Origin of the sequence: Mesorhizobium sp. CCNWLY176, from assembly GCF_037153935.1 — a bacterium.
GTDB classification, from domain to species: domain Bacteria; phylum Pseudomonadota; class Alphaproteobacteria; order Rhizobiales; family Rhizobiaceae; genus Mesorhizobium_M; species Mesorhizobium_M zhangyense.
Genome location: NZ_JBBBDZ010000018.1, coordinates 109,148 through 128,420, shown reverse-complemented (window position 1 = coordinate 128,420; position 19,273 = coordinate 109,148). Strand labels below are relative to the sequence as shown.

Here is a 19,273-nt window from a genome sequence, read left to right as displayed (position 1 = left end):
GTGGCGGCGGCCATCAGCATGGCCGGGGTGGTCTTGTCGCAGCCAATGGTCAGCACCACGCCGTCGAGCGGATAGCCGTAGAGCACCTCGACCAGCGAGAGATAGGCAAGGTTGCGATCAAGCGATGCGGTCGGGCGCTTGCCCGTCTCCTGGATCGGATGACAGGGAAACTCGAAGGCGACGCCACCGGCTGCCACGATGCCTTCGCGCACCCGCTTGGCGAGCTCGATGTGATGGCGGTTGCAGGGTGACAGGTCCGACCCGGTCTGGGCGATGCCGATCAGCGGTTTGCCCGATTGCAGTTCCTCGCGCGTCAGGCCGTAATTCAGGTAGCGCTCGAGATAGAGCGCGGTCATGCCCGGATTGTCGGGATTGTCGAACCACTCCTGCGAGCGGAATTTTTTTGTTGTTTTTGCGCCGGCCATGAGGTTCTCCCGAATTTGGTGCTGAATGGTTATGACAAGGCGGGAACGCTCGCAAGGGGCACTTTGGGCGTTCCGGGCCGCAGGCTTGAGGAGAAGCGCATGAGTGTGCGTGGCAGCCCCCAACACTTTGGTGCGATGGACAAGACCTGCCGGGTTCGCTACGCCTCATGAAGCAATCAGTCGGAGGACGTCATGGCCCTGATTATCGAAGGCGAGGAACACATCGCGGCACCCGTGCAGAAAGTGTGGGAAGCGCTGAACGACCCGGCGGTTCTCAAGGAATGCATTCCGGGCTGCCAAAGCCTGGAAATGAAGACGCCGACCGACATGGCAGCAACCGTGGTGCTGAAGATCGGGCCCATCAAGGCGACATTCGCCGGCGAGGTCACTCTGAAGAACCTGAAGCCGCCGCACTCCTACACCATTCAGGGCGAAGGCAAGGGCGGCATCGCCGGCTTTGCCAAGGGCGGCGCGGATGTGACGCTGACCGAGGATGGCGCGAACTCCACCCTTCTCAAATATGAGGCCAAGGCCGATGTCGGCGGCAAGATCGCACAGCTTGGCAGTCGATTGATCACCTCGACGTCGAAGAAGCTGGCCGGGCAATTCTTCTCGAGTTTCAATGAGAAAGTGAGCGCCGGGTAACAGTTCGTTATGGCAAGGTTGTCAACTTTGTGAACTGACGGACTATTTTTGAGCCTTGTGCGGCTGGACGTAGCCTGATTGTCTCTTCTTCGTGAGGTGAAACATGAGAGTTATCGTCCTGTCGGCAATGGGCTTTCTTTTGCTGGCAATAGCCGGTTGTGTCAGTGCGCAAGATCAACAACCGGATCAACAGCCAGCAGCCCCGCAGTCGCAGCAGCAAGACCAGCAGGCTGCCAATCCCGACTCCGCCAATACCGATATCGACCACGACAGGATGTTGAGCACGCAACGGCAAGGCGACGATCGTTATCCGGTTTGCAGCCCGATGGATTCGAACAACCATGTGGATGTTTCCACGGGTAAATGGGTCGGTCCCAGCTGCCAGATGGAAACTGACTGAGAGGGTGATTTTGCAGGCTGCGCTGCTGAGCGCGTAGCGTCTTCCCCCACTCCGTCGCCGCTTCGCGGCGCCACCTCTCCCCCCTCCGGAGGGAGAGGAAGGGCGTCAAGCTTTGTCGGCTCGCGCCTTTCCTCTCCCCCGTCGAACGGGGGAGAGGTGGTCCGCGAAGCGGATCGGAGTGGGGGTCGATGCGCTACTCGAACACGATGCTCGGCACGGCAGCTTCCGCCGCCCCGCGTTCCTCATTGACCCGTTCCCAGACCTTCGAGGCGATGGCGCGATAGATCTTCGCTTCCGGTCCCTCTGGCTTCGACACCACGACCGGCGTGCCGGCGTCCGATGTTTCGCGGATTTCCATCTGCAGCGGCACTTCGCCAAGGAAGGTGACGCCGAGGCGCTCGGCTTCCTTCCTGGCGCCGCCGTGGCCAAAGATGTCGTAGCGCTTGCCGGTGTCGGGGGCGATGAAATAGCTCATATTTTCGACGATGCCGAGCAGCGGCACGTCGACCTTCTTGAACATGTTCAAGCCCTTGCGGGCATCGATCAGCGCCAGATCCTGCGGCGTCGAGACGATGACCGCCCCGGCCAGCGGCACCTGCTGGGCCATGGTGAGTTGCGCGTCGCCGGTTCCGGGCGGCATGTCGACCACGAGCACGTCGAGCGGACCCCACTCGACCTCACGCAGCATTTGCGTGAGCGCCGACATGACCATCGGCCCACGCCAGATCATCGGCGTTTCCTCATCGACGAGGAAGCCCATGGACATGACCTTGAGGCCGTATTTTTCCATCGGCTTCAGGATCTTGCCGTCGACGGTCTGCGGCCGGCCGTGGAGATCGAGCAGCTTCGGCATCGACGGGCCGTAGATGTCGGCGTCGAGCACGCCGACCTTCAGCCCATTGGCGGCAAGGCCGAGCGCGATATTGATGGCGGTGGTGGATTTGCCGACGCCGCCCTTGCCGGACGCGACCGCGATGATCGCCTCGATGCCCGGCACGCCGCGCTTTCCGGGCTGATGGCCGGCGGGCGCATGCGGTGCGGGCCGGGGCGCGGCGGGAGCGGCAGGAGCAGGACGGGGTGCAGCCGGACGCGCCGGCGGCGGCGGCGCTTCCATGCCGCCGCCCTTTTTCTCGGCGGTCAGCGCGACCACGGCGCCGGTAACGCCGGGAATGGCGCGCACCACCCGTTCGGCTGCGGCGCGCAATGGCTCCATCTCCTTGGCGCGTGCAGCCGGCACGGTGATGGAGAAGAAAACCTTCTGGTCGGCGATGAAAATCTCGGAAACCAGGCCGAGACTGACGATATCGCCGGAAAAATCCGGGCCATTGACCGTCTTCAGCCGTTCGAGAACGATTTCCTTGGTGACAGTGGTCATGGCAGCCCTTTTCGGTCCTTAGTCGCGTTTCAGATAATGCAGTTCGGCCAGAACACCAAGAAGCCAGTGAATGTCTGCGACAATGGCAGCTTGCATGGACGGTGATTTTCCCGGACCTTGCGCAAACAACATTTGACCGGCACCCGCCGGTCGCCTGACAGCGACATGAAATGATCGACAAGCTGGAATTCTTCATAGCCCTCGCCAAGCAACAGCATTTCGGCCGTGCGGCGGAAGAATGCGGCGTGACGCAGCCGACGCTCTCGGCCGGCATCAAGCAGCTGGAAGAAGCGCTGGGCGTGATGCTGGTGCAGCGCGGCTCGCGCTTCCAGGGGCTGACGCCGGAGGGAAGCCGCGTGCTGGAATGGGCGCGGCGCATCGTCGGCGATGCCCGCACGATGCGCGAGGAAATGCGCGCCGCCCGCCACGGCCTTGCCGGCCATGTGCGGATCGCGGCGATCCCGACCGCTCTTGCCATGACGCCGCGCCTGACCACGCCGTTTCGCGAAAAGCACCCGGGCGTGACTTTCTCGATCCTGTCGCGCACCTCGATCGAAGTGCTGACGCTTCTCGAAAACTTCGAGATCGATGTCGGCATCAGCTATCTCGACAATGAGCCGCTTGGGCGCGTGGCGACCGTGCCGCTCTATTCGGAGCGCTATCAGCTCATCACCGCCGCCGGTAACCCGTTTTCCGACAGCGAGACCGTGACATGGGCGGAGGTGTCCGCCCTGCCGCTGTGCCTGCTGACCCCTGACATGCAGAACCGGCGCATCATCAACCAGCATCTCGGCGAGGCCGGCGCGGAAGCTCATCCGACGCTGGAATCGAACTCGATGATCGTGCTGTTTTCGCATATCCGAACGGGAAAATGGTCTTCGATCATGCCGCTCAACCTTGCCGAAACCTTCGGCTTCGCCGAGCCGATCCGCGCCATTCCCATCGTCGAGCCGGACGCCAGCCATCTCGTCGGGCTGGTTGCGGCGCATCGCGAGCCGCACACGCCGCTGGTTTCGGCGCTGCTGCACCAGGCGCGGATACTGGCTGCCGATCTTTCCCTTCTTTGATAGAAATTTCCTATCGTTCAACGAAAGAGCTCTCTTGATTGAGCTTTTCCGTTTTGATTAGTTCTAAAGTGAGGAAATACATAGGGAGGGCGCTGCATGTCCATGCAGGCTGCAAGTACCCAGATCGCGTCGCGGGCGACGGCGATTATTGACGAGATGAAGGCGCTCGAAGGCCCCCTCCTGCCTATTCTGCATGAGATCCAGGAAGAGTTCGGCCATGTGCCGGCCGAAACGCTGCCGATCATCGCCAAGGCGCTGAACATCAGCAACGCCGAGGTTCACGGTGTCGTCACTTTCTATCACGACTATCGCAACCATCCGGCCGGTCGCCACGTTTTGAAGGTGTGCCGCGCGGAAGCCTGCCAGTCGATGGGCGGCGATGCCATTGCAGCCCAGATCAGCCAGGCGCTGGGAATAGGCTTCCACGAGACGGCGAAGGACAATTCGGTTACACTGGAACCGGTCTATTGCCTCGGCCTCTGTGCCTGCGCGCCCGCCGCCATGCTCGACGGCGAAGTGATCGGCAGGCTCGACGCCGACAAGATTGAAGAGATCGTTCAGGAGGTACGCTCGTGACGGTCACTATCTACATACCCCGCGATTCCGGCGCGCTGGCGCTCGGCGCCGAAAAGGTCGCCAAAGCGGTCGCGCAGGAAATCGAAACGCGCGGGCTGGACGCAAAAATCGTGCGCAACGGTTCGCGCGGCCTCTATTGGCTGGAGCCGATGGTGGAAGTGGCGACCGATGCCGGCCGCGTCGCCTATGGCCCGGTTACGGCCAAGGATGTTGCCTCGCTGTTCGACGCCGGGCTGACCTCCGGTGGCGAGCACAAGCTTTCGCTCGGCGATCCTGAGAAAATCCCGTTTCTTGCCAAGCAGACCCGCCTCACCTTCGCGCGCTGCGGCATCACCGACCCGCTGTCGCTGGAAGACTACAGGACCCATGGCGGCCTGAAGGGCCTGGAGAACGCAATCGCGATGACGCCCGCCGACGTCGTCAAGCAGGTCACCGACTCCGGCCTGCGTGGACGCGGCGGTGCCGGCTTCCCGACCGGCATCAAGTGGAAGACCGTTCTCGATACGACCGCCGACCGCAAATATATCGTCTGCAACGCCGACGAGGGTGACTCTGCGACCTTCGCCGACCGCATGATCATGGAGGGCGACCCCTTCGTGCTGATCGAAGGCATGACGATTGCCGGCATCGCGACGGGTGCGACCAAGGGCTTCGTCTACATCCGCTCGGAATATCCGCATGCGGTGGCGACGATGCAGAAGGCCGTCGAGGTGGCGCGCAAGGCCGGCGTGCTCGGCGTCAATGTGATGGGTTCGCCCAACGCCTTCGACATGGAAATTCGCGTCGGCGCGGGTGCTTATGTCTGCGGCGAGGAAACCTCGCTGCTCAACAGCCTGGAAGGCAAGCGCGGCATCGTGCGCGCCAAGCCGCCGCTGCCGGCGATCCAGGGCCTGTTCGGCAAGCCAACCGTCATCAACAATGTGATTTCGCTAGCCTCCGTGCCGATCGTGATGGATCGCGGCGCGCAGCACTATAAGGATTTCGGCATGGGCCGCTCGCGCGGCACGATCCCGATCCAGATTGCCGGCAACGCCAAGCATGGCGGGTTGTTCGAGGCGGCCTTCGGCCTGACGCTGGGCGAGATCGTCGACGAGATCGGCGGCGGCACGGTTACCGGACGCCCGGTCAAGGCGGTGCAGGTCGGCGGGCCGCTGGGTGCCTATTTCCCGCGCTCGCTGTTCGACACGCCGTTCGACTATGAAGCCTTCGCGGCACGAGACGGGCTGATCGGCCACGCCGGCATCACCGTTTTCGACGACACCGCCGACATGCTGAAGCAGGCGCGCTTCGCCATGGAATTCTGCGCGATTGAAAGCTGCGGCAAGTGCACGCCCTGCCGTATCGGCTCGACACGCGGCGTCGAGACCATCGACAAGATCGCGCACAACATCGAGCCCGAGAAGAACCTCGCGCTGGTCACAGACCTCTGCAACACGATGAAGTTCGGTTCGCTCTGCGCCCTGGGCGGCTTCACGCCCTACCCGGTGATGAGCGCGATCAACCACTTCCCCGAAGATTTCCGGCCGACGCCGGTCGCTCAAGCAGCCGAATAAGGAGACAGGATCATGGGTCTCGTCCACGAAATCGACTACGGCACCCCGGCCTCGAAAGCGGAAAAGCAGATCACGCTGTCCGTCGACGGCTTCACCGTGACCGTGCCGGAAGGCACCTCGATCATGCGCGCCTCGATGGAGGCGGGAATTGCCATTCCGAAGCTTTGCGCCACCGACATGGTCGACGCCTTCGGCTCCTGCCGCCTCTGCCTGGTGGAGATCGAGGGCCGCAACGGCACGCCCTCTTCCTGCACGACGCCTGTGGCGCCCGGCATGGTGGTTCATACCCAGACCGGCCGCCTGAAAGACATCCGCCGTGGCGTGATGGAGCTTTACATCTCCGACCATCCGCTCGACTGCCTGACTTGTGCTGCAAACGGCGACTGCGAATTGCAGACGCAGGCCGGCGTCGTCGGCCTGCGCGACGTGCGCTATGGCTACGAAGGCGACAACCACGTCTTCAAGAAGATGGACGGCGCGGAAAACTTCAAATGGATGGCGAAGGACGAATCCAACCCGTACTTCACCTATGACCCGTCGAAATGCATCGTCTGCTCGCGCTGCGTACGCGCCTGCGAGGAAGTGCAGGGCACCTTCGCCCTGACCATCGAAGGCCGCGGCTTCGGCAGCCGCGTGTCGCCCGGCATGCACCAGCCCTTCATCGATTCGGAATGCGTTTCCTGCGGCGCCTGCGTGCAGGCCTGCCCGACCGCGACGCTGACGGAAAAGAGCGTCATCCAGATCGGCCAGCCGGAACACTCGGTCGTCACCACCTGCGCCTATTGCGGCGTCGGCTGCTCTTTCAAGGCCGAAATGCGCGGCGACGAACTGGTGCGCATGGTGCCCTACAAGGACGGCAAGGCCAATCGCGGCCATAGCTGCGTCAAGGGCCGCTTCGCCTATGGCTATGCCACGCACAAGGAGCGCATCCTCAACCCGATGATCCGCGAAAAGATCACCGACCCGTGGCGCGAAGTGTCGTGGGAAGAGGCGCTGACCCACACCGCCAACGAATTCCGCCGCCTCCAGTACCAGTATGGCCGCACGGCAATCGGCGGCATCACCTCGTCGCGCTGCACCAACGAGGAAACCTATCTCGTCCAGAAGCTGATCCGTCAGGGCTTCCTCAACAACAATGTCGATACTTGCGCCCGCGTCTGCCATTCGCCGACCGGCTACGGCCTCGGCCAGACCTACGGCACCTCCGCCGGCACGCAGGATTTCGACTCGGTCGAGGATTCCGACGTGATCATGGTGATCGGCGCCAACCCTTCGGCCGCACACCCGGTCTTTGCCTCACGCATGAAGAAGCGCATCCGCCAGGGCGCCAAGCTGATCGTGCTCGATCCGCGCATCACCGAGACGGTGGATTCTGTCCACGCCAAGGCTGACTATCACCTGCCGCTGAAGCCCGGCACCAATGTCGCCGTGGTCACCTCGCTGGCGCATGTCATCGTCACGGAAGGGCTGTTCGACGAGCAGTTCATTCGCGAACGCTGCGACTGGTCGGAATTCGAGGACTACGCCGGCTTCGTCTCCGACGAACGCCACAGCCCGGAGCAAGTGGAAAAGCTGTCGGGCGTGCCGGCAGAGAAAATCCGCGAGGCGGCCCGGCTCTATGCGACGGGCGGCAACGGCGCGATTTACTATGGCCTCGGCGTGACCGAACACAGCCAGGGCTCGACCACCGTCATCGCCATCGCCAACCTCGCCATGCTGACCGGCAATATCGGCCGGCGCGGCGTCGGCGTGAACCCGCTGCGCGGCCAGAACAACGTGCAGGGCTCGTGCGACATGGGCTCGTTCCCGCACGAACTGCCGGGCTATCGCCACATCTCGGGCGACGCCGTGCGCGACATCTATGAGAGCCTGTGGGGCGTGAAGCTCGACAACGAGCCGGGCCTGCGCATCCCCAACATGCTGGACGCGGCTGTTGAAGGCACCTTCAAGGGCATCTACATCCAGGGCGAGGACATTCTCCAGTCCGACCCGGACACCAAGCATGTGTCGGCCGGCCTCGCCGCCATGGAATGCGTGGTGGTGCATGACCTGTTCCTGAACGAGACGGCGCGCTACGCCCATGTCTTCCTGCCGGGCTCGACCTTCCTCGAGAAGGACGGCACCTTCACCAATGCCGAACGCCGCATCAACCGCGTGCGCAAGGTGATGGCACCGAAGAACGGCTTTGCCGACTGGGAAGTGACGCAGAAGCTTGCCCAGGCGATGGGCCTGAACTGGAACTACCAGCACCCGTCGGAAATCATGGACGAGATCGCGCAGACGACGCCGAGCTTCGCCAAGGTTTCCTACGACTATCTCGACAAGATGGGTTCCGTGCAGTGGCCGTGCAACGAGGCGGCACCGGAAGGCACGCCGATCATGCATATCGACCATTTCGTGCGCGGCAAGGGCAAGTTCATCCGCACCGAATATGTGGCGACGGACGAAAAGACCGGCCCGCGCTTCCCGCTGCTGCTCACCACCGGCCGCATCCTGTCGCAATACAATGTCGGCGCGCAGACGCGGCGTACCGAAAATATCGTCTGGCATTCGGAAGACCGGCTGGAAGTCCATCCTCACGACGCCGAGAACCGCGGCATTCGCGACGGCGACTGGGTGCGCCTGCAAAGCCGGGCGGGCGAGACGACCTTGCGCGCGCTGATCACCGACCGCGTGTCGCCGGGTGTCGTCTACACGACCTTCCACCACCCCGACACGCAGGCCAACGTCATCACCACCGACTTCTCCGACTGGGCGACCAACTGCCCCGAATACAAGGTCACCGCCGTTCAGGTCGCGCCGTCCAACGGCCCGTCCGAGTGGCAGGAGGAGTATGAGGACCTGTCGCAGCGCTCGCGCAAGATTGCGACACTGGAAGCGGCGGAGTAGGTAGTGGCTGCGGCCCGCAAACCCATCACCCAGACCTCCCGCCTCGCCCGGCGCGCGGCGGGAACGGCTGCGGCCAACCGCATGGTGCCGGAGGAAACGCCGGTGGCGTTTTCTTTCGCCGGCACCACACATGCGGTGATGATGGCGAGCCCGGCGGATTTTGAGGATTTCGCGCTGGGGTTTTCGCTCACCGAAGGCATCATCTCGTCGATTGACGAGATCGAGGCCATCGAGGTCGAGGACCAGGGCGCCGGCATCGACATCCAGATCCGGCTCAAGGACAAGGCCAATACGCGCTTCCAGGCGCGGCGCAGGCGGCTGGCCGGGCCGGTGGGCTGCGGGCTATGCGGCATCGAATCGATCGAGGAGGCGATGCGCTCGGTCGATCAGGTCGGTGCGTCGCCGCTTACGCTCAGCGAGAATGATATCGTCCAGTCCGTGAAGCTGCTTTCCAAGGTGCAGCCGATGCACGCTGAGACCGGCGCGGTGCACGCCGCCGGTTTCTACGTACCGGGCAAGGGCATTATCAAGGCGCGCGAGGATGTCGGTCGCCACAACGCGCTCGACAAGCTCGCCGGCGCGCTCGCCCACAAGGGCATAGACGGTTCTTCCGGCGCGGTCGTCGTCACCTCACGCGTGTCGGTGGAAATGGTGCAGAAGACGGCGGCGATCGGCGCGCGCTTCATCATCGCCGTGTCCGCGCCGACCGCCCTTGCGATCCGTACCGCCGACGAAGCCGGCATGACGCTGGTGGCGCTGGTCCGCGGCGACGATTTCGACATTTTCACCCATCCAGACCGCGTAATTTCCGGAGCAGCCAGACATGTCGCTTGACGAACACAGGGCCAGCACGCGCGACAAGATCATCCGCATGGCCAACCAGATCGCGACGTTCTTCCATTCCAAGCCGCGCGAAGAAGGCCTGGCCGGCACCGCCGAACACATCAACAAGTTCTGGGAACCGCGCATGCGCCGGCATCTGTTCGAAGTCATCGACAATGGCGGCGAAGGGCTGGACGAACTGGTGATCGCGGCATCGGAAAAGATCAGGCGACCGGCCGATCCTGTGACGCCGGAGCAGGCCGCGGAGGCAAACGCTGACGTCAGCGGCTGAGGGTCGGCTGACCGCCCACCGAGGCCGTAGTCCTATGCCCGCTTCCAGCCTTTCCGGATGTGGGCGTATCCCTCGCGATAGACCGCTTCCGGGCTTTCGGCGAAATCACGCCAGACTTTTGTCGCAGCCGCCAGATCCTGCAGCCCGCGCCCGAAAGCCTCGATGGTGAGCCAGCCGTCGTAACCACTCTCCTTGATCGCGGAAAACGTCTTCTTCCACGGGATGTTGCCGCGTCCCGGCACACCGCGATCGTTTTCCGAAATATGGATGTGGGCGATGTTGCGGACGTGCTTGGTATAGGCGCCAATCGGGTCGGCTTCCTCGATATTGGCGTGGAAGGTGTCGTACATGGCGCGGATGTTCGGGTGCCCGATCTCGTCGATATGGGCCGAGAGATCAGCCATCGTGTTCAAGAGATAGCATTCGAAGCGGTTCAGCGCCTCGAGCCCGATGGTGACGCCATGCTGCCCGGCATGGTCGCCGATGGCGTGCTGCGAGGCGACCGAGCGTTTCTTCTCGGCAACGGTCGGGCCGATGCCGGAAAACTGGCCAAGTGTTGAATGAAGCGGGCCGCTCAGCGTCTTCGCGCCCAATGCCTCGGCGCAATCGATCGCCCATTTCATGTATTTCACGCCTGCCTTGCGGGTGGCAGCGCTGGGTGAGATCAGGTTCATCGCCGGATCGCCCATGGCCGACACGGCGGTGCGCTCAAGGCCGATGCGGTCGAGCATTTCGCCCAGCCGCCTGTAGTCGTCGGGCGTGCCTTCGAAGACCGGGATTTCGACGCCGTCATATCCGGTCGCCTTGATGTCGCGCAGCAGTTTTTGGTGCTTTCCTGTGACATTGGTGGTCCACAGGAACATGCAGAAGCCGATTTTCATTTTTGTCCCCTCCGATGGCCGCTCTGCTGGCAGTTCAACGGCAATCTAGCGGGGAAAATCTGGTAGGACCAGATAGGCAAGACAAAAAGAGAGCCCGGCGAACCGGGCTCCAGGGCAGAAGTTCGGTGGCCGCTTAGTGCGCGATCATGACGTGGCGCACCGCCGTGTAATCCTCCAGCGCATAAAGCGACATGTCCTTGCCGTAGCCGGATTGCTTCAACCCGCCATGCGGCATCTCGTTTGTGAGCATGAAGTGCGTGTTGATCCAGGTGCAGCCATATTGCAGCCGTGCGGCGGTCGACATGGCGCGCGAGACGTCCTTGGTCCAGACGGATGAAGCAAGGCCGTAGTCGGAATCATTGGCCCAGTTGACGGCTTCGTCGGCGTCGGAGAAGCGGGTGACGGAGACGACCGGCCCGAACACTTCGCGGCGCACGATCTCGTCTTCCTGCAAGGCGCCGGCAACCACGGTCGGCTGGTAAAAGAAGCCGCCGCCCTCGCCCGGCTTGCCGCCGGTGGTGATCTCGACATGCTTCAGCTCCGAGGCGCGCTCGACGAAGCTGGCAACGCGGTCGCGCTGGCGGCTGGAGATGAGCGGGCCTATCTCGTTCTCGGTGTCGTCCGGCTGGTTGAACTTTATGGTCGAGACGGCTGATGACAGGTCGGCGACCAGCTTGTCATAGATCTTCTTGCCGGCATAGATGCGGCATGCGGCGGTGCAGTCCTGCCCCGCGTTATAATAGCCAAAGGCGCGCAGGCCGTTCACCACCGCGTCCAGATCGGCGTCGTCGAAGACGATGACCGGCGCTTTCCCGCCAAGCTCCAGATGCGTGCGCTTGACCGATTTGGCAGCCGCCTGCAGCACCTTCTTGCCGGTGGCGACGTCGCCGGTAATGGAGATCATGTTGATCTTGGGGTGGTTGATCAGCGCGTTGCCGACACTTTCGCCGCGCCCAAGCACGACATTGACCACGCCCTCGGGCAGGATTTCAGCCATGATCTTCGCCAGCTTCAGCGCCGTCAACGGCGTCTGTTCAGACGGCTTGAACACCACCGTGTTGCCGCCGCCGATAGCCGGGGCGAGCTTCCACGCCATCATCATCAGCGGGTAGTTCCACGGCGCGATGGAGGCGACGATGCCTATCGGGTCGCGCCGCACCATCGACGTGTGGCCGGGCAGATATTCACCCGCAACCACGCCCGGCATCGAACGCACCGCACCGGCAAAGAAGCGGTAGCAATCGACGATGGCCGGGATTTCGTCGTTGAGCACGGCGTTGATCGGCTTGCCGCAATTCAGCGCCTCAAGCTTGGCAAAACCTTCCGCCTCGGCCTCGATGCGATCGGCAATCTTCAGGAGATAGCCGGAGCGCTGCGCCGGCGTGGTGCGCGACCAGCCGACGAAGGCCTTTTCAGCGGCGGTAACGGCGGCCTCGATCTGCGACTGGCTCGCCTCCGGCAGGTTGAGGATGATCTGGCCGGTCTTGGGGTTGAGGATCGGCTCCTCCGTCTCGGTGCCCTTTTCGAAGCGCGAACCGATCAGCATCTCGGTGTCCATGGGTTTCTCCCTTTTTGAACTTATTTGCCCGAACCGGCGACCTGGTCGCCGTCGCGGGTCAGGTAATAGGCGGCAAGGATGGGCAGGAACGTCACCAGCACGACGACCATGGCGACGACATTGGTGACCGGGCGCTGGCGCGGGCGCACCAGTTCCTCCAGCATCCAGATCGGCAGCGTCTGCTGCTGGCCGGCGGTGAAGGTGGTGACGATGACCTCGTCGAAAGACAGCGCGAAGGCGAGCATGCCACCGGCCAGCAGTGCGGTGCCGATATTGGGCAGCACGACATGGCGGAAGGTCTGGAAGCCATCGGCGCCGAGGTCCATCGAGGCTTCGATCAGCGAACCGGAGGTGCGGCGGAAGCGGGCGACCGCATTGTTGTAGACAACGACGACGCAGAAGGTGGCGTGGCCAAGAATGATCGTCCAGAACGAGAACGGGATTTCGGCGAGGCTGAAAGCCGAGCGAAGGGCGATGCCGGTGATGATGCCGGGCAGCGCGATCGGCAGAATGACCAGCAGTGAAATCACCTCGCGGCCGAAGAATTTCGTCTGGCTGACTGCTGCCGCGCACAGAGTGCCAAGCACCAGCGCAATCGCCGTCGACACCGCCGCGACCTTCACCGACAAGCCGAGGGCGGACCACACGTCAGGCCGGTTCCAGGCGACAGCGAGCCATTGCGTGGTGAGGCCCGGCGGCGGCCACTGATAGCTCTTTTCCTCCGTCGTGAAGGCATAGACGAAGATCAGCAGGATTGGCAGGTGCAGGAACAGGAGGCCTGCGGCAGCGGCGATCTTGAGCCCGAGGGGTGCGGATTGATGGCGATCAGAGCGCATGGGAACCTCGCGCACTTACGCTGACGTATTTACCCCCACCCCTAACCCCTCCCCACAAGGGGGAGGGGAATCTTTCCACCTCGCCCTCGGCAGGGACACACTCAGACAAAGAAAAATTCGGCAAGAATGAATGCATGAGATATCCCCCTCCCCCTTGTGGGGAGGGGTTAGGGGTGGGGGTCTTCTCCGAAGAACTAAAGCGCATCGAACGCCCCCATGCGCTTGGCCGCCCAGAGATAGATCCCCATGATCACGACCGGGACCACGGTGAAGGCCGCTGCCAGCGGAATGTTGCCCGCCGTGCCCTGCTGGGCATAGACGGCCTGCCCGATGAACAGGCGCGACGTGCCGATGATCTGCGGGATGATGTAGTCGCCCAGCGTCAGCGAGAAGGTGAAGATGGAGCCGGCGACGATGCCCGGCAGGGCCAGCGGAAACAGCACGTTGCTGAAGGTCTGGCCGGGCGTCGCGCCGAGATCGGAGGAGGCTTCGACCAGATTGCCCGGCACGCGCTCGAGGGCCGCCTGTATCGGCAGGATCATGAAGGGCAGCCAGACATAGACGAAGACGATGAAGGTGCCGGTGAAGGAAACCGACAGCGAATTTCCGCCGACATAGGGCAACGACAGCCAGGCATCGAGCAGCCACGACAGATGCAGCTTGGCGAACAGCCATGTGAGGATGCCTTCTTTGGCGAGGATAAGCTTCCAGGCATAGATCTTGACCAGATAGCTGGACCACAGCGGCAGCATGATCCCGAGATAGAACAACGCCTTCCATTTGCCGCGGGCATAACGGGCTGCGAAATAGCCAATGGGAAAGGCAACGACCGCCGAGGCCAGCGTGACGCAGGCGGCCATGGTAACCGTGCGGACGATGATGTCGAAATTGGCCGGGCGCAGCAGCTCGCCATAGGTCTTCAGCGTGAATTCGCGGTTGATGAGCCCGGAAAAATCATCGATCGAAAAGAAGCTCTGCAACAGCAGCGCAAACAGCGAGCCGAGATAGACGATGCCGAGCCACAGCAGCGGCGGCGTCAGCATCAGGAACAGAAGCAGTTTCGGCCTGCGCCAGAAAATGTCCGACAGCGCGCCGGCAATGCCGCCGCGGCTGGGCAGGATGACCGGCGCGGAACCGGCAGGCATGACAGCCTCGGTCCTCATGCCGGCTCGTCCATCAGGTGAAGATCGGCCGGCAGCCAGACGAGCGAGACATCCGCGCCGTCTTCCGGCACCGGCTGGCCGGCCTGCGTTATGACATGCAGGCGAGTGCCTTCCGCATCGACGGTGAGCCGGTTGGTCGCGCCGAGGAAACTGCGGGCACGCACGGTGCCCGCAACGCCCTGTCCTGCCTTTTCGGCCAACCTGATCTTTTCCGGCCGCAGGCTCGCCCAGCGGCGCTTGCCGCCATGGCGGGCGACGAAATCCGGCGACAGCACGTTGGAGGAGCCGACGAAATCGGCGACGAAACGCGTTTGCGGCCGCTCATAGATGTCCTGCGGCGTGCCGATCTGCATGATGCGGCCATCGTTGAAGACAGCGACGCGGTCGGCCATCGACAGTGCCTCGCCCTGATCATGCGTGACGAAGACGAAGGTGATGCCGAGCGCGCGCTGGAGCAGCTTCAGCTCCTCCTGCATGTTTTCGCGCAGCTTGAGATCGAGCGCGCCGAGCGGCTCATCGAGCAGCAGAACGCGCGGCTTGTTGACCAGCGCACGCGCCAGCGCCACGCGCTGACGCTGGCCGCCGGAAAGCTGGCTCGGGCGGCGCGCACCATAGCCTGGAAGCTGCACAAGCTTGAGCGCGTCTTCTGCCTGTTTGGCGCGCTCAGTGCGGCCGACGCCCTTGACCATCAGCCCGTAGGCGACGTTGTCGAGCACATTGAGATGCGGGAACAGCGCGTAGTCCTGAAACACCGTGTTGACGTTGCGGCGATAGGGCGGGACGCCCTCGGCACGCTCGCCGAAGATGGAAATGGAACCTGCCGTCGGCTGCTCGAAACCGGCGATCAGCCGCAGGCAGGTGGTCTTGCCCGAACCCGACGGCCCCAGCATGGCGAAGAACTCACCGGGCCGGATGTCGAGGTCGACCGCATCGACGGCGCGCACGGCGCCGAAGTGGCGGGAGACTTTTTCGAAAGAGACGGCTGTGGTCATGGGATTGTGGATTACCAATTTCTGACAGTGTATTTCGGCCAACACCCCTCATCCGTCTCGGCGCTACGCGCCGATCCACCTTCTCCCACAAGGGGAGAAGGTCAGGCGCGCTTCCTTCTCCCCTTGTGGGAGAAGGTGGCCGAGCCCGGACTTGTTCCGGGGGAGGTCGGATGAGGGGTGTTGGCCGAAGCGCAGCCTATCCAGGCCACGCTTCGGACCAATAACTCACCGCCCGCCGATCACGCCGATATAGTCCGACACCCAGCGATAATAGGGCACGCACTCGCCCTGGCTGGCGCATTTGGCGACGGGCGTTTTCCAGAACTTGATCTTGGCGAAGTCCTCGAAGCCGTTGGTCTTGCAGCCTTCATCGGTCAGCAGTTCATTGCCCTTGCAGGCAGCGGGCACGGCCGGGTTGGAGCCGAACCAGGCGGCGAGATCGCCCTGCACCTTGGGCGAGAGCGAATGCTCCATCCACATATAGGCGCAGTTCGGGTTGGCGGCATCGACATGCAGCATGGTCGTGTCGGCCCAGCCGGTGGCGCCCTCTTCTGGAATGGTCGAGGCGATCGGCTGCTTTTCCGCTTTCAGCAGATTGACCTGGAACGGCCACGAGCCCGAGGCGACGACGCCTTCGTTCTTGAAGTCGTCGATCTGGATCATGGCGTCGTGCCAGTAACGGCCGGCCAGCGTGCGCTGGACGCGCAGCAAGTCGAGCGCCGCCTTGTACTGGTCCTCGTTGAGTTCGTAGGGATCCTTGATGCCGAGATCTGGCTTGTGCGCCATCAGGTAGTTGGCAGCGTCGGCGATGTGGATCGGCCCGTCATAGGCCTGGACGCGGCCCTTGTTGGGCTTGCCGTCGGGAAAATCCATCGCCTCGAAGACGACGTTCCAGCTCTTCGGCGCTTCCTTGAAAACGTCGGTGTTGTACATCAGAACGTTCGGGCCCCACTGGTAGGGCACGCCGTAATGCACCTTGTCGACGGTGAACCAGGGTGCGTTCTGCAGACGCTCGTCGACGGTTCCCCAGCTCTTGATGAGATCGACATTGACCGGCTGCACGCGCTTGCCGGCGACCAGACGAAGCGAGGCGTCGCCTGAGGCGGTGACGAGATCGAAGCCACCCTCGTTCATCAGCGCGACCATTTCGTCGGAAGTGGCGGCGGTCTTGACGTTGACCTTGCAGCCGGACGATTTCTCGAAGTCCGAGACCCAGTCATAGGCCTTGTCGGTTTCGCCGCGCTCGATATAGCCCGGCCAGGCAATGATGTTGACCTGGCCTTCGCCCTTGCCGATTTCCTTCAGCATCTCCTGCGCCATGGCCTGGCCGGAAAAGCTCAGCGCCATCGTCAGAGCGGTGCATGTCTTCAGAAAAGATTTCATGACTTTCTCCCATTTGAAGGGGCCGCTCTGGGTGGCGACGTTGATCCCTGAAATGAAAGGTGATCTGAATCCGGAGCATTCGCAAACGGATTTATCAGAAAGTCGTTATCGGTTTTTCCGATAGGTTACGGTCTTTGCCGTGTTTGCCGCTGCGACTGGGCCACGCCGATGAAATCGCGCGCTGCCTGCGGCAGGCTGGAGCCGCGCCGCCAGACCATGCCGACCTGGACGACGGGCAGCGAACCGGAGATATCGCGCGATTCGATTCGGTCGCCTTCCAGCGACCACGGCCGGTAGACGAGATCGGGCAGCAGCGCCACCCCGGCACCGGTGGCGACGAGGCTGCGCACAGCTTCCACGGAGCGCGTGCGGAAGGCGACATGTGGGCGCGCGCCGAGCGCCACCAGCAGCTTGCCGGTGTTTTCCTCGATTTCATCGACGGTGAGCATGATCAGCGGCTCGCTGACGATGTCGTTGATGCCGATGATGTCGGCGCTGGCCAGATGATGGCCGAGCGGCAGCCACAGGCGATAGGGCGAGACTTCGAGAATTTCGGCCTGCAGCGCCATGCGGTCGCGCAGGTTGGAGATGACCATGACCGCGACATCCAATTCGCCACCGACCAGCAGGTGCTCGAGATAGTCGCCATTGTCCTCGATGGCCGAAACGTCGATCGAGGGAAAGGCGCGGCGGTAGCGGGCAAGCAGGTCGGACAGCACGTAGCCCGCGACCAGCGAGGTGACGCCAAGCTGAAGTCTGCCGGTCGCGCGCTCCTTGTCGTCGGAAAAGGTGCGGCGGGCGTCGTAGACATCAGCCAGGATCTTGGTGGCGTGGCGCAGGAACTGATGGCCCTTGTGGGTGATGTTCAGCCCGCGCGGATGGCGCTCGAAAAGCTCGACGCCGAGATCGCGCTCCAGATCCTTGATCGCTTCCGTGACTGCCGATTGCGAGATGGAAAGGTTCTGGGCCGCGCCCGAAACCGTGCCCTGCTCGGCGACCGCGACGAAGAATTGCAACTGCCTGATGGTGAATGCCATGGTGCGAATAAACACGCGCCGTGGCGGAATGGGAAGAGGCCGCTCAGCGTCCTCTTCGCCGAAATGTCACGGCACGCTGCCAGGCGCGGATGCGGCCGACAGGGCAGTAGCGCAGTGCGACCAGGAACGCCGTCTCCAGCACGAGGACGACCGCGACGATGCGGAAGCCGATGGTCACCGGGTCCTGACCGGCATGGCGCATGAGATAGCCGGCACTCAGGAACGCGGCATTCCAGACAAGAGTGCCGCAGAATGTGCCGGAAAGGAAAGGCAGGGCTGCGAGCCGCCAGGCACCGGCGGGGATGGCGAGATAGATGCGCACCGTCGGCACGAGCTGGGCCAGAAGTGTCACGCGAAACTGGTTACCGCGATAGGCCCGCGCCAGCCGCTGATAGGTCGCCTTGGGCAGAAGGACATATTTGCCGAAGCGGTCCACCAGCCTGTCGGCCCGGTCCGACCCCAGCCAGCGGCCCATGCTGTACCAGAACATCGAGCCGATTGTGGAACCGAGCGCGGTGATCAGCAACAGCGTGGCGAGGGTTTCGCTGTCGGGTGCTGCCGTCATGCCGAGGAACAGCAGCAGCACATGCGAGGGCGGCACGGGCAGTATCTTTTCAGTGAAGGCGAGAACGCCGGCGCCGAGAAGCCCAAGGCCGAGCATCGTCGCTACAGGTCCGATCATCCGATGCGCCAATCATATCTGTTAGCGTTCGCAATCCGGCTTATACGGTAGACGGTCGCCGGGGGGAAGTTTCGAAAGGTGTGGCCGACGCGGGTCGCCTCGAGGTCGAGATGGTCAAGCATCGTCTGCTCGATCGGGCAGCGCCAGCTATAGGTGAACTGATAGAGCGCCCCACCGGGGCGAAGATTGGCAAAAACGCCTTCGAGGATGGCCTGCGTCTTTCGCGGCGGTATCGACAGGAAGGGCAGTCCGCTGATGGCAGCACCCAGTACCGGCCCCTCGAACAGGGCCAGATGACGCAAGCCCACGGCATCCATCTCGAAGACCCGCGCCTCGGGAAAGCGATGCCGAAGCATTCCGGCAAAGTCGGCACCTGCCTCGATCAGGGTAAGGTCCTCTTCCTTCACCCCGCGCGCCAGCAGCGCCCGGGTGAACGGACCGGTGCCGGGACCGAGTTCCAGCACAGGGCCGGTCGCAGCGTCTATCTCGCGCGTCATCAGCGCCGCGAGGCTGGGGCTCGACGGCGTGACCGAGGCGACCTGCAACGGCGCCGCAGCCCAGGCCATAAGAAAGGACAAAGTATCACTCGCAGGCATATCGACCCTCAATCCACATGTCGGCAGCAAGGCGAATCGACCGCCAGCTTTAATGAGGGCTGTTTGCGACGACTGGATTACACCGGCATTGCATGGCGCGA

At 63.1% G+C, this 19,273-nt stretch carries 19 protein-coding genes; 8 read left to right on the top strand and 11 right to left on the bottom strand.

All coding sequences use genetic code 11. The features are described 5' to 3' along the window. Nucleotides 1-425: dihydroxy-acid dehydratase domain-containing protein (locus WBQ96_RS24505; protein ID WP_336554455.1), on the bottom strand; the 425-nt coding region annotated here is incomplete at its 3' end. A gap of 192 nt (nucleotides 426-617) precedes the next feature. Here WBQ96_RS24505 and WBQ96_RS24500 point away from each other — a divergent pair. After that, nucleotides 618-1,070: an SRPBCC family protein gene (locus tag WBQ96_RS24500; RefSeq protein ID WP_336554457.1), complete on the top strand. Its 453-nt coding sequence runs from the start codon at nucleotides 618-620 to the stop codon at nucleotides 1,068-1,070. A 103-nt stretch (nucleotides 1,071-1,173) separates the two neighbouring features. Then, complete coding sequence (locus WBQ96_RS24495) at nucleotides 1,174-1,470, top strand: hypothetical protein (protein ID WP_336554459.1); 297 nt, start codon at nucleotides 1,174-1,176, stop codon at nucleotides 1,468-1,470. A 193-nt stretch (nucleotides 1,471-1,663) separates the two neighbouring features. Here WBQ96_RS24495 and WBQ96_RS24490 read toward each other — a convergent pair whose 3' ends face one another. After that, nucleotides 1,664-2,845: an Mrp/NBP35 family ATP-binding protein gene (locus tag WBQ96_RS24490; protein WP_336554461.1), complete on the bottom strand. Its 1,182-nt coding sequence runs from the start codon at nucleotides 2,843-2,845 to the stop codon at nucleotides 1,664-1,666. A gap of 170 nt (nucleotides 2,846-3,015) precedes the next feature. Between WBQ96_RS24490 and WBQ96_RS24485 the strand changes: the two genes are divergently transcribed. From WBQ96_RS24485 to WBQ96_RS24460, 6 genes are all read left to right on the top strand, one after another. Beyond that, nucleotides 3,016-3,912, top strand: coding sequence for a LysR family transcriptional regulator (locus WBQ96_RS24485; RefSeq protein ID WP_336554463.1), 897 nt, complete (start codon nucleotides 3,016-3,018; stop codon nucleotides 3,910-3,912). Nucleotides 3,913-4,008: 96 nt separating this feature from the next. Next, nucleotides 4,009-4,488: a formate dehydrogenase subunit gamma gene (locus WBQ96_RS24480; RefSeq protein ID WP_336554465.1), complete on the top strand. Its 480-nt coding sequence runs from the start codon at nucleotides 4,009-4,011 to the stop codon at nucleotides 4,486-4,488. Continuing rightward, nucleotides 4,485-6,041 (top strand): formate dehydrogenase beta subunit, encoded by a 1,557-nt coding sequence (locus tag WBQ96_RS24475; protein ID WP_165120547.1) that lies wholly within the window; start codon nucleotides 4,485-4,487, stop codon nucleotides 6,039-6,041. The genes WBQ96_RS24480 and WBQ96_RS24475 overlap by 4 nt, the downstream gene beginning before the upstream one ends. Nucleotides 6,042-6,053: 12 nt before the next feature. Next, nucleotides 6,054-8,930 (top strand): formate dehydrogenase subunit alpha, encoded by a 2,877-nt coding sequence (gene fdhF / locus WBQ96_RS24470; RefSeq protein ID WP_336554469.1) that lies wholly within the window; start codon nucleotides 6,054-6,056, stop codon nucleotides 8,928-8,930. 3 nt (nucleotides 8,931-8,933) lie between these two features. Beyond that, nucleotides 8,934-9,764 (top strand): formate dehydrogenase accessory sulfurtransferase FdhD, encoded by an 831-nt coding sequence (fdhD, locus tag WBQ96_RS24465; protein WP_336554471.1) that lies wholly within the window; start codon nucleotides 8,934-8,936, stop codon nucleotides 9,762-9,764. Further along, nucleotides 9,754-10,044: a formate dehydrogenase subunit delta gene (locus tag WBQ96_RS24460; protein ID WP_336554473.1), complete on the top strand. Its 291-nt coding sequence runs from the start codon at nucleotides 9,754-9,756 to the stop codon at nucleotides 10,042-10,044. The genes fdhD and WBQ96_RS24460 overlap by 11 nt, the downstream gene beginning before the upstream one ends. Before the next feature lie 32 nt (nucleotides 10,045-10,076). Here WBQ96_RS24460 and WBQ96_RS24455 read toward each other — a convergent pair whose 3' ends face one another. From WBQ96_RS24455 to WBQ96_RS24415, 9 genes are all read right to left on the bottom strand, one after another. After that, nucleotides 10,077-10,925 (bottom strand): sugar phosphate isomerase/epimerase family protein, encoded by an 849-nt coding sequence (locus WBQ96_RS24455; RefSeq protein ID WP_336554475.1) that lies wholly within the window; start codon nucleotides 10,923-10,925, stop codon nucleotides 10,077-10,079. Nucleotides 10,926-11,058: 133 nt separating this feature from the next. Next, complete coding sequence (locus WBQ96_RS24450; protein ID WP_336554476.1) at nucleotides 11,059-12,483, bottom strand: gamma-aminobutyraldehyde dehydrogenase; 1,425 nt, start codon at nucleotides 12,481-12,483, stop codon at nucleotides 11,059-11,061. A 20-nt stretch (nucleotides 12,484-12,503) separates the two neighbouring features. Next, nucleotides 12,504-13,319 carry an ABC transporter permease gene (locus WBQ96_RS24445; RefSeq protein ID WP_336554478.1) on the bottom strand — a complete coding sequence of 272 codons (816 nt, stop codon included), beginning with the start codon at nucleotides 13,317-13,319 and terminating at the stop codon, nucleotides 12,504-12,506. A gap of 194 nt (nucleotides 13,320-13,513) precedes the next feature. Beyond that, nucleotides 13,514-14,482, bottom strand: coding sequence for an ABC transporter permease (locus WBQ96_RS24440; protein ID WP_336554481.1), 969 nt, complete (start codon nucleotides 14,480-14,482; stop codon nucleotides 13,514-13,516). Then, nucleotides 14,479-15,474: an ABC transporter ATP-binding protein gene (locus WBQ96_RS24435; RefSeq protein WP_336554483.1), complete on the bottom strand. Its 996-nt coding sequence runs from the start codon at nucleotides 15,472-15,474 to the stop codon at nucleotides 14,479-14,481. Before WBQ96_RS24435 ends, WBQ96_RS24440 begins: the two co-directional genes overlap by 4 nt. Nucleotides 15,475-15,699: 225 nt before the next feature. After that, the gene (locus WBQ96_RS24430) at nucleotides 15,700-16,857 is read right to left on the bottom strand and encodes an ABC transporter substrate-binding protein (RefSeq protein ID WP_336554486.1); all 1,158 of its coding nucleotides are present in this window, start codon (nucleotides 16,855-16,857) and stop codon (nucleotides 15,700-15,702) included. A gap of 125 nt (nucleotides 16,858-16,982) precedes the next feature. Beyond that, on the bottom strand, nucleotides 16,983-17,894 hold the full coding sequence (locus WBQ96_RS24425; RefSeq protein ID WP_336554489.1) for a LysR substrate-binding domain-containing protein: 912 nt from the start codon (nucleotides 17,892-17,894) through the stop codon (nucleotides 16,983-16,985). Nucleotides 17,895-17,937: 43 nt separating this feature from the next. Beyond that, a complete protein-coding gene (locus tag WBQ96_RS24420) occupies nucleotides 17,938-18,576 on the bottom strand; it encodes a DedA family protein (RefSeq protein WP_336554490.1) in 639 nt (212 codons plus the stop codon). After that, complete coding sequence (locus WBQ96_RS24415; protein ID WP_337035936.1) at nucleotides 18,573-19,172, bottom strand: class I SAM-dependent methyltransferase; 600 nt, start codon at nucleotides 19,170-19,172, stop codon at nucleotides 18,573-18,575. The genes WBQ96_RS24420 and WBQ96_RS24415 overlap by 4 nt, the downstream gene beginning before the upstream one ends. Between the last annotated feature and the right edge of the window lie 101 nt (nucleotides 19,173-19,273).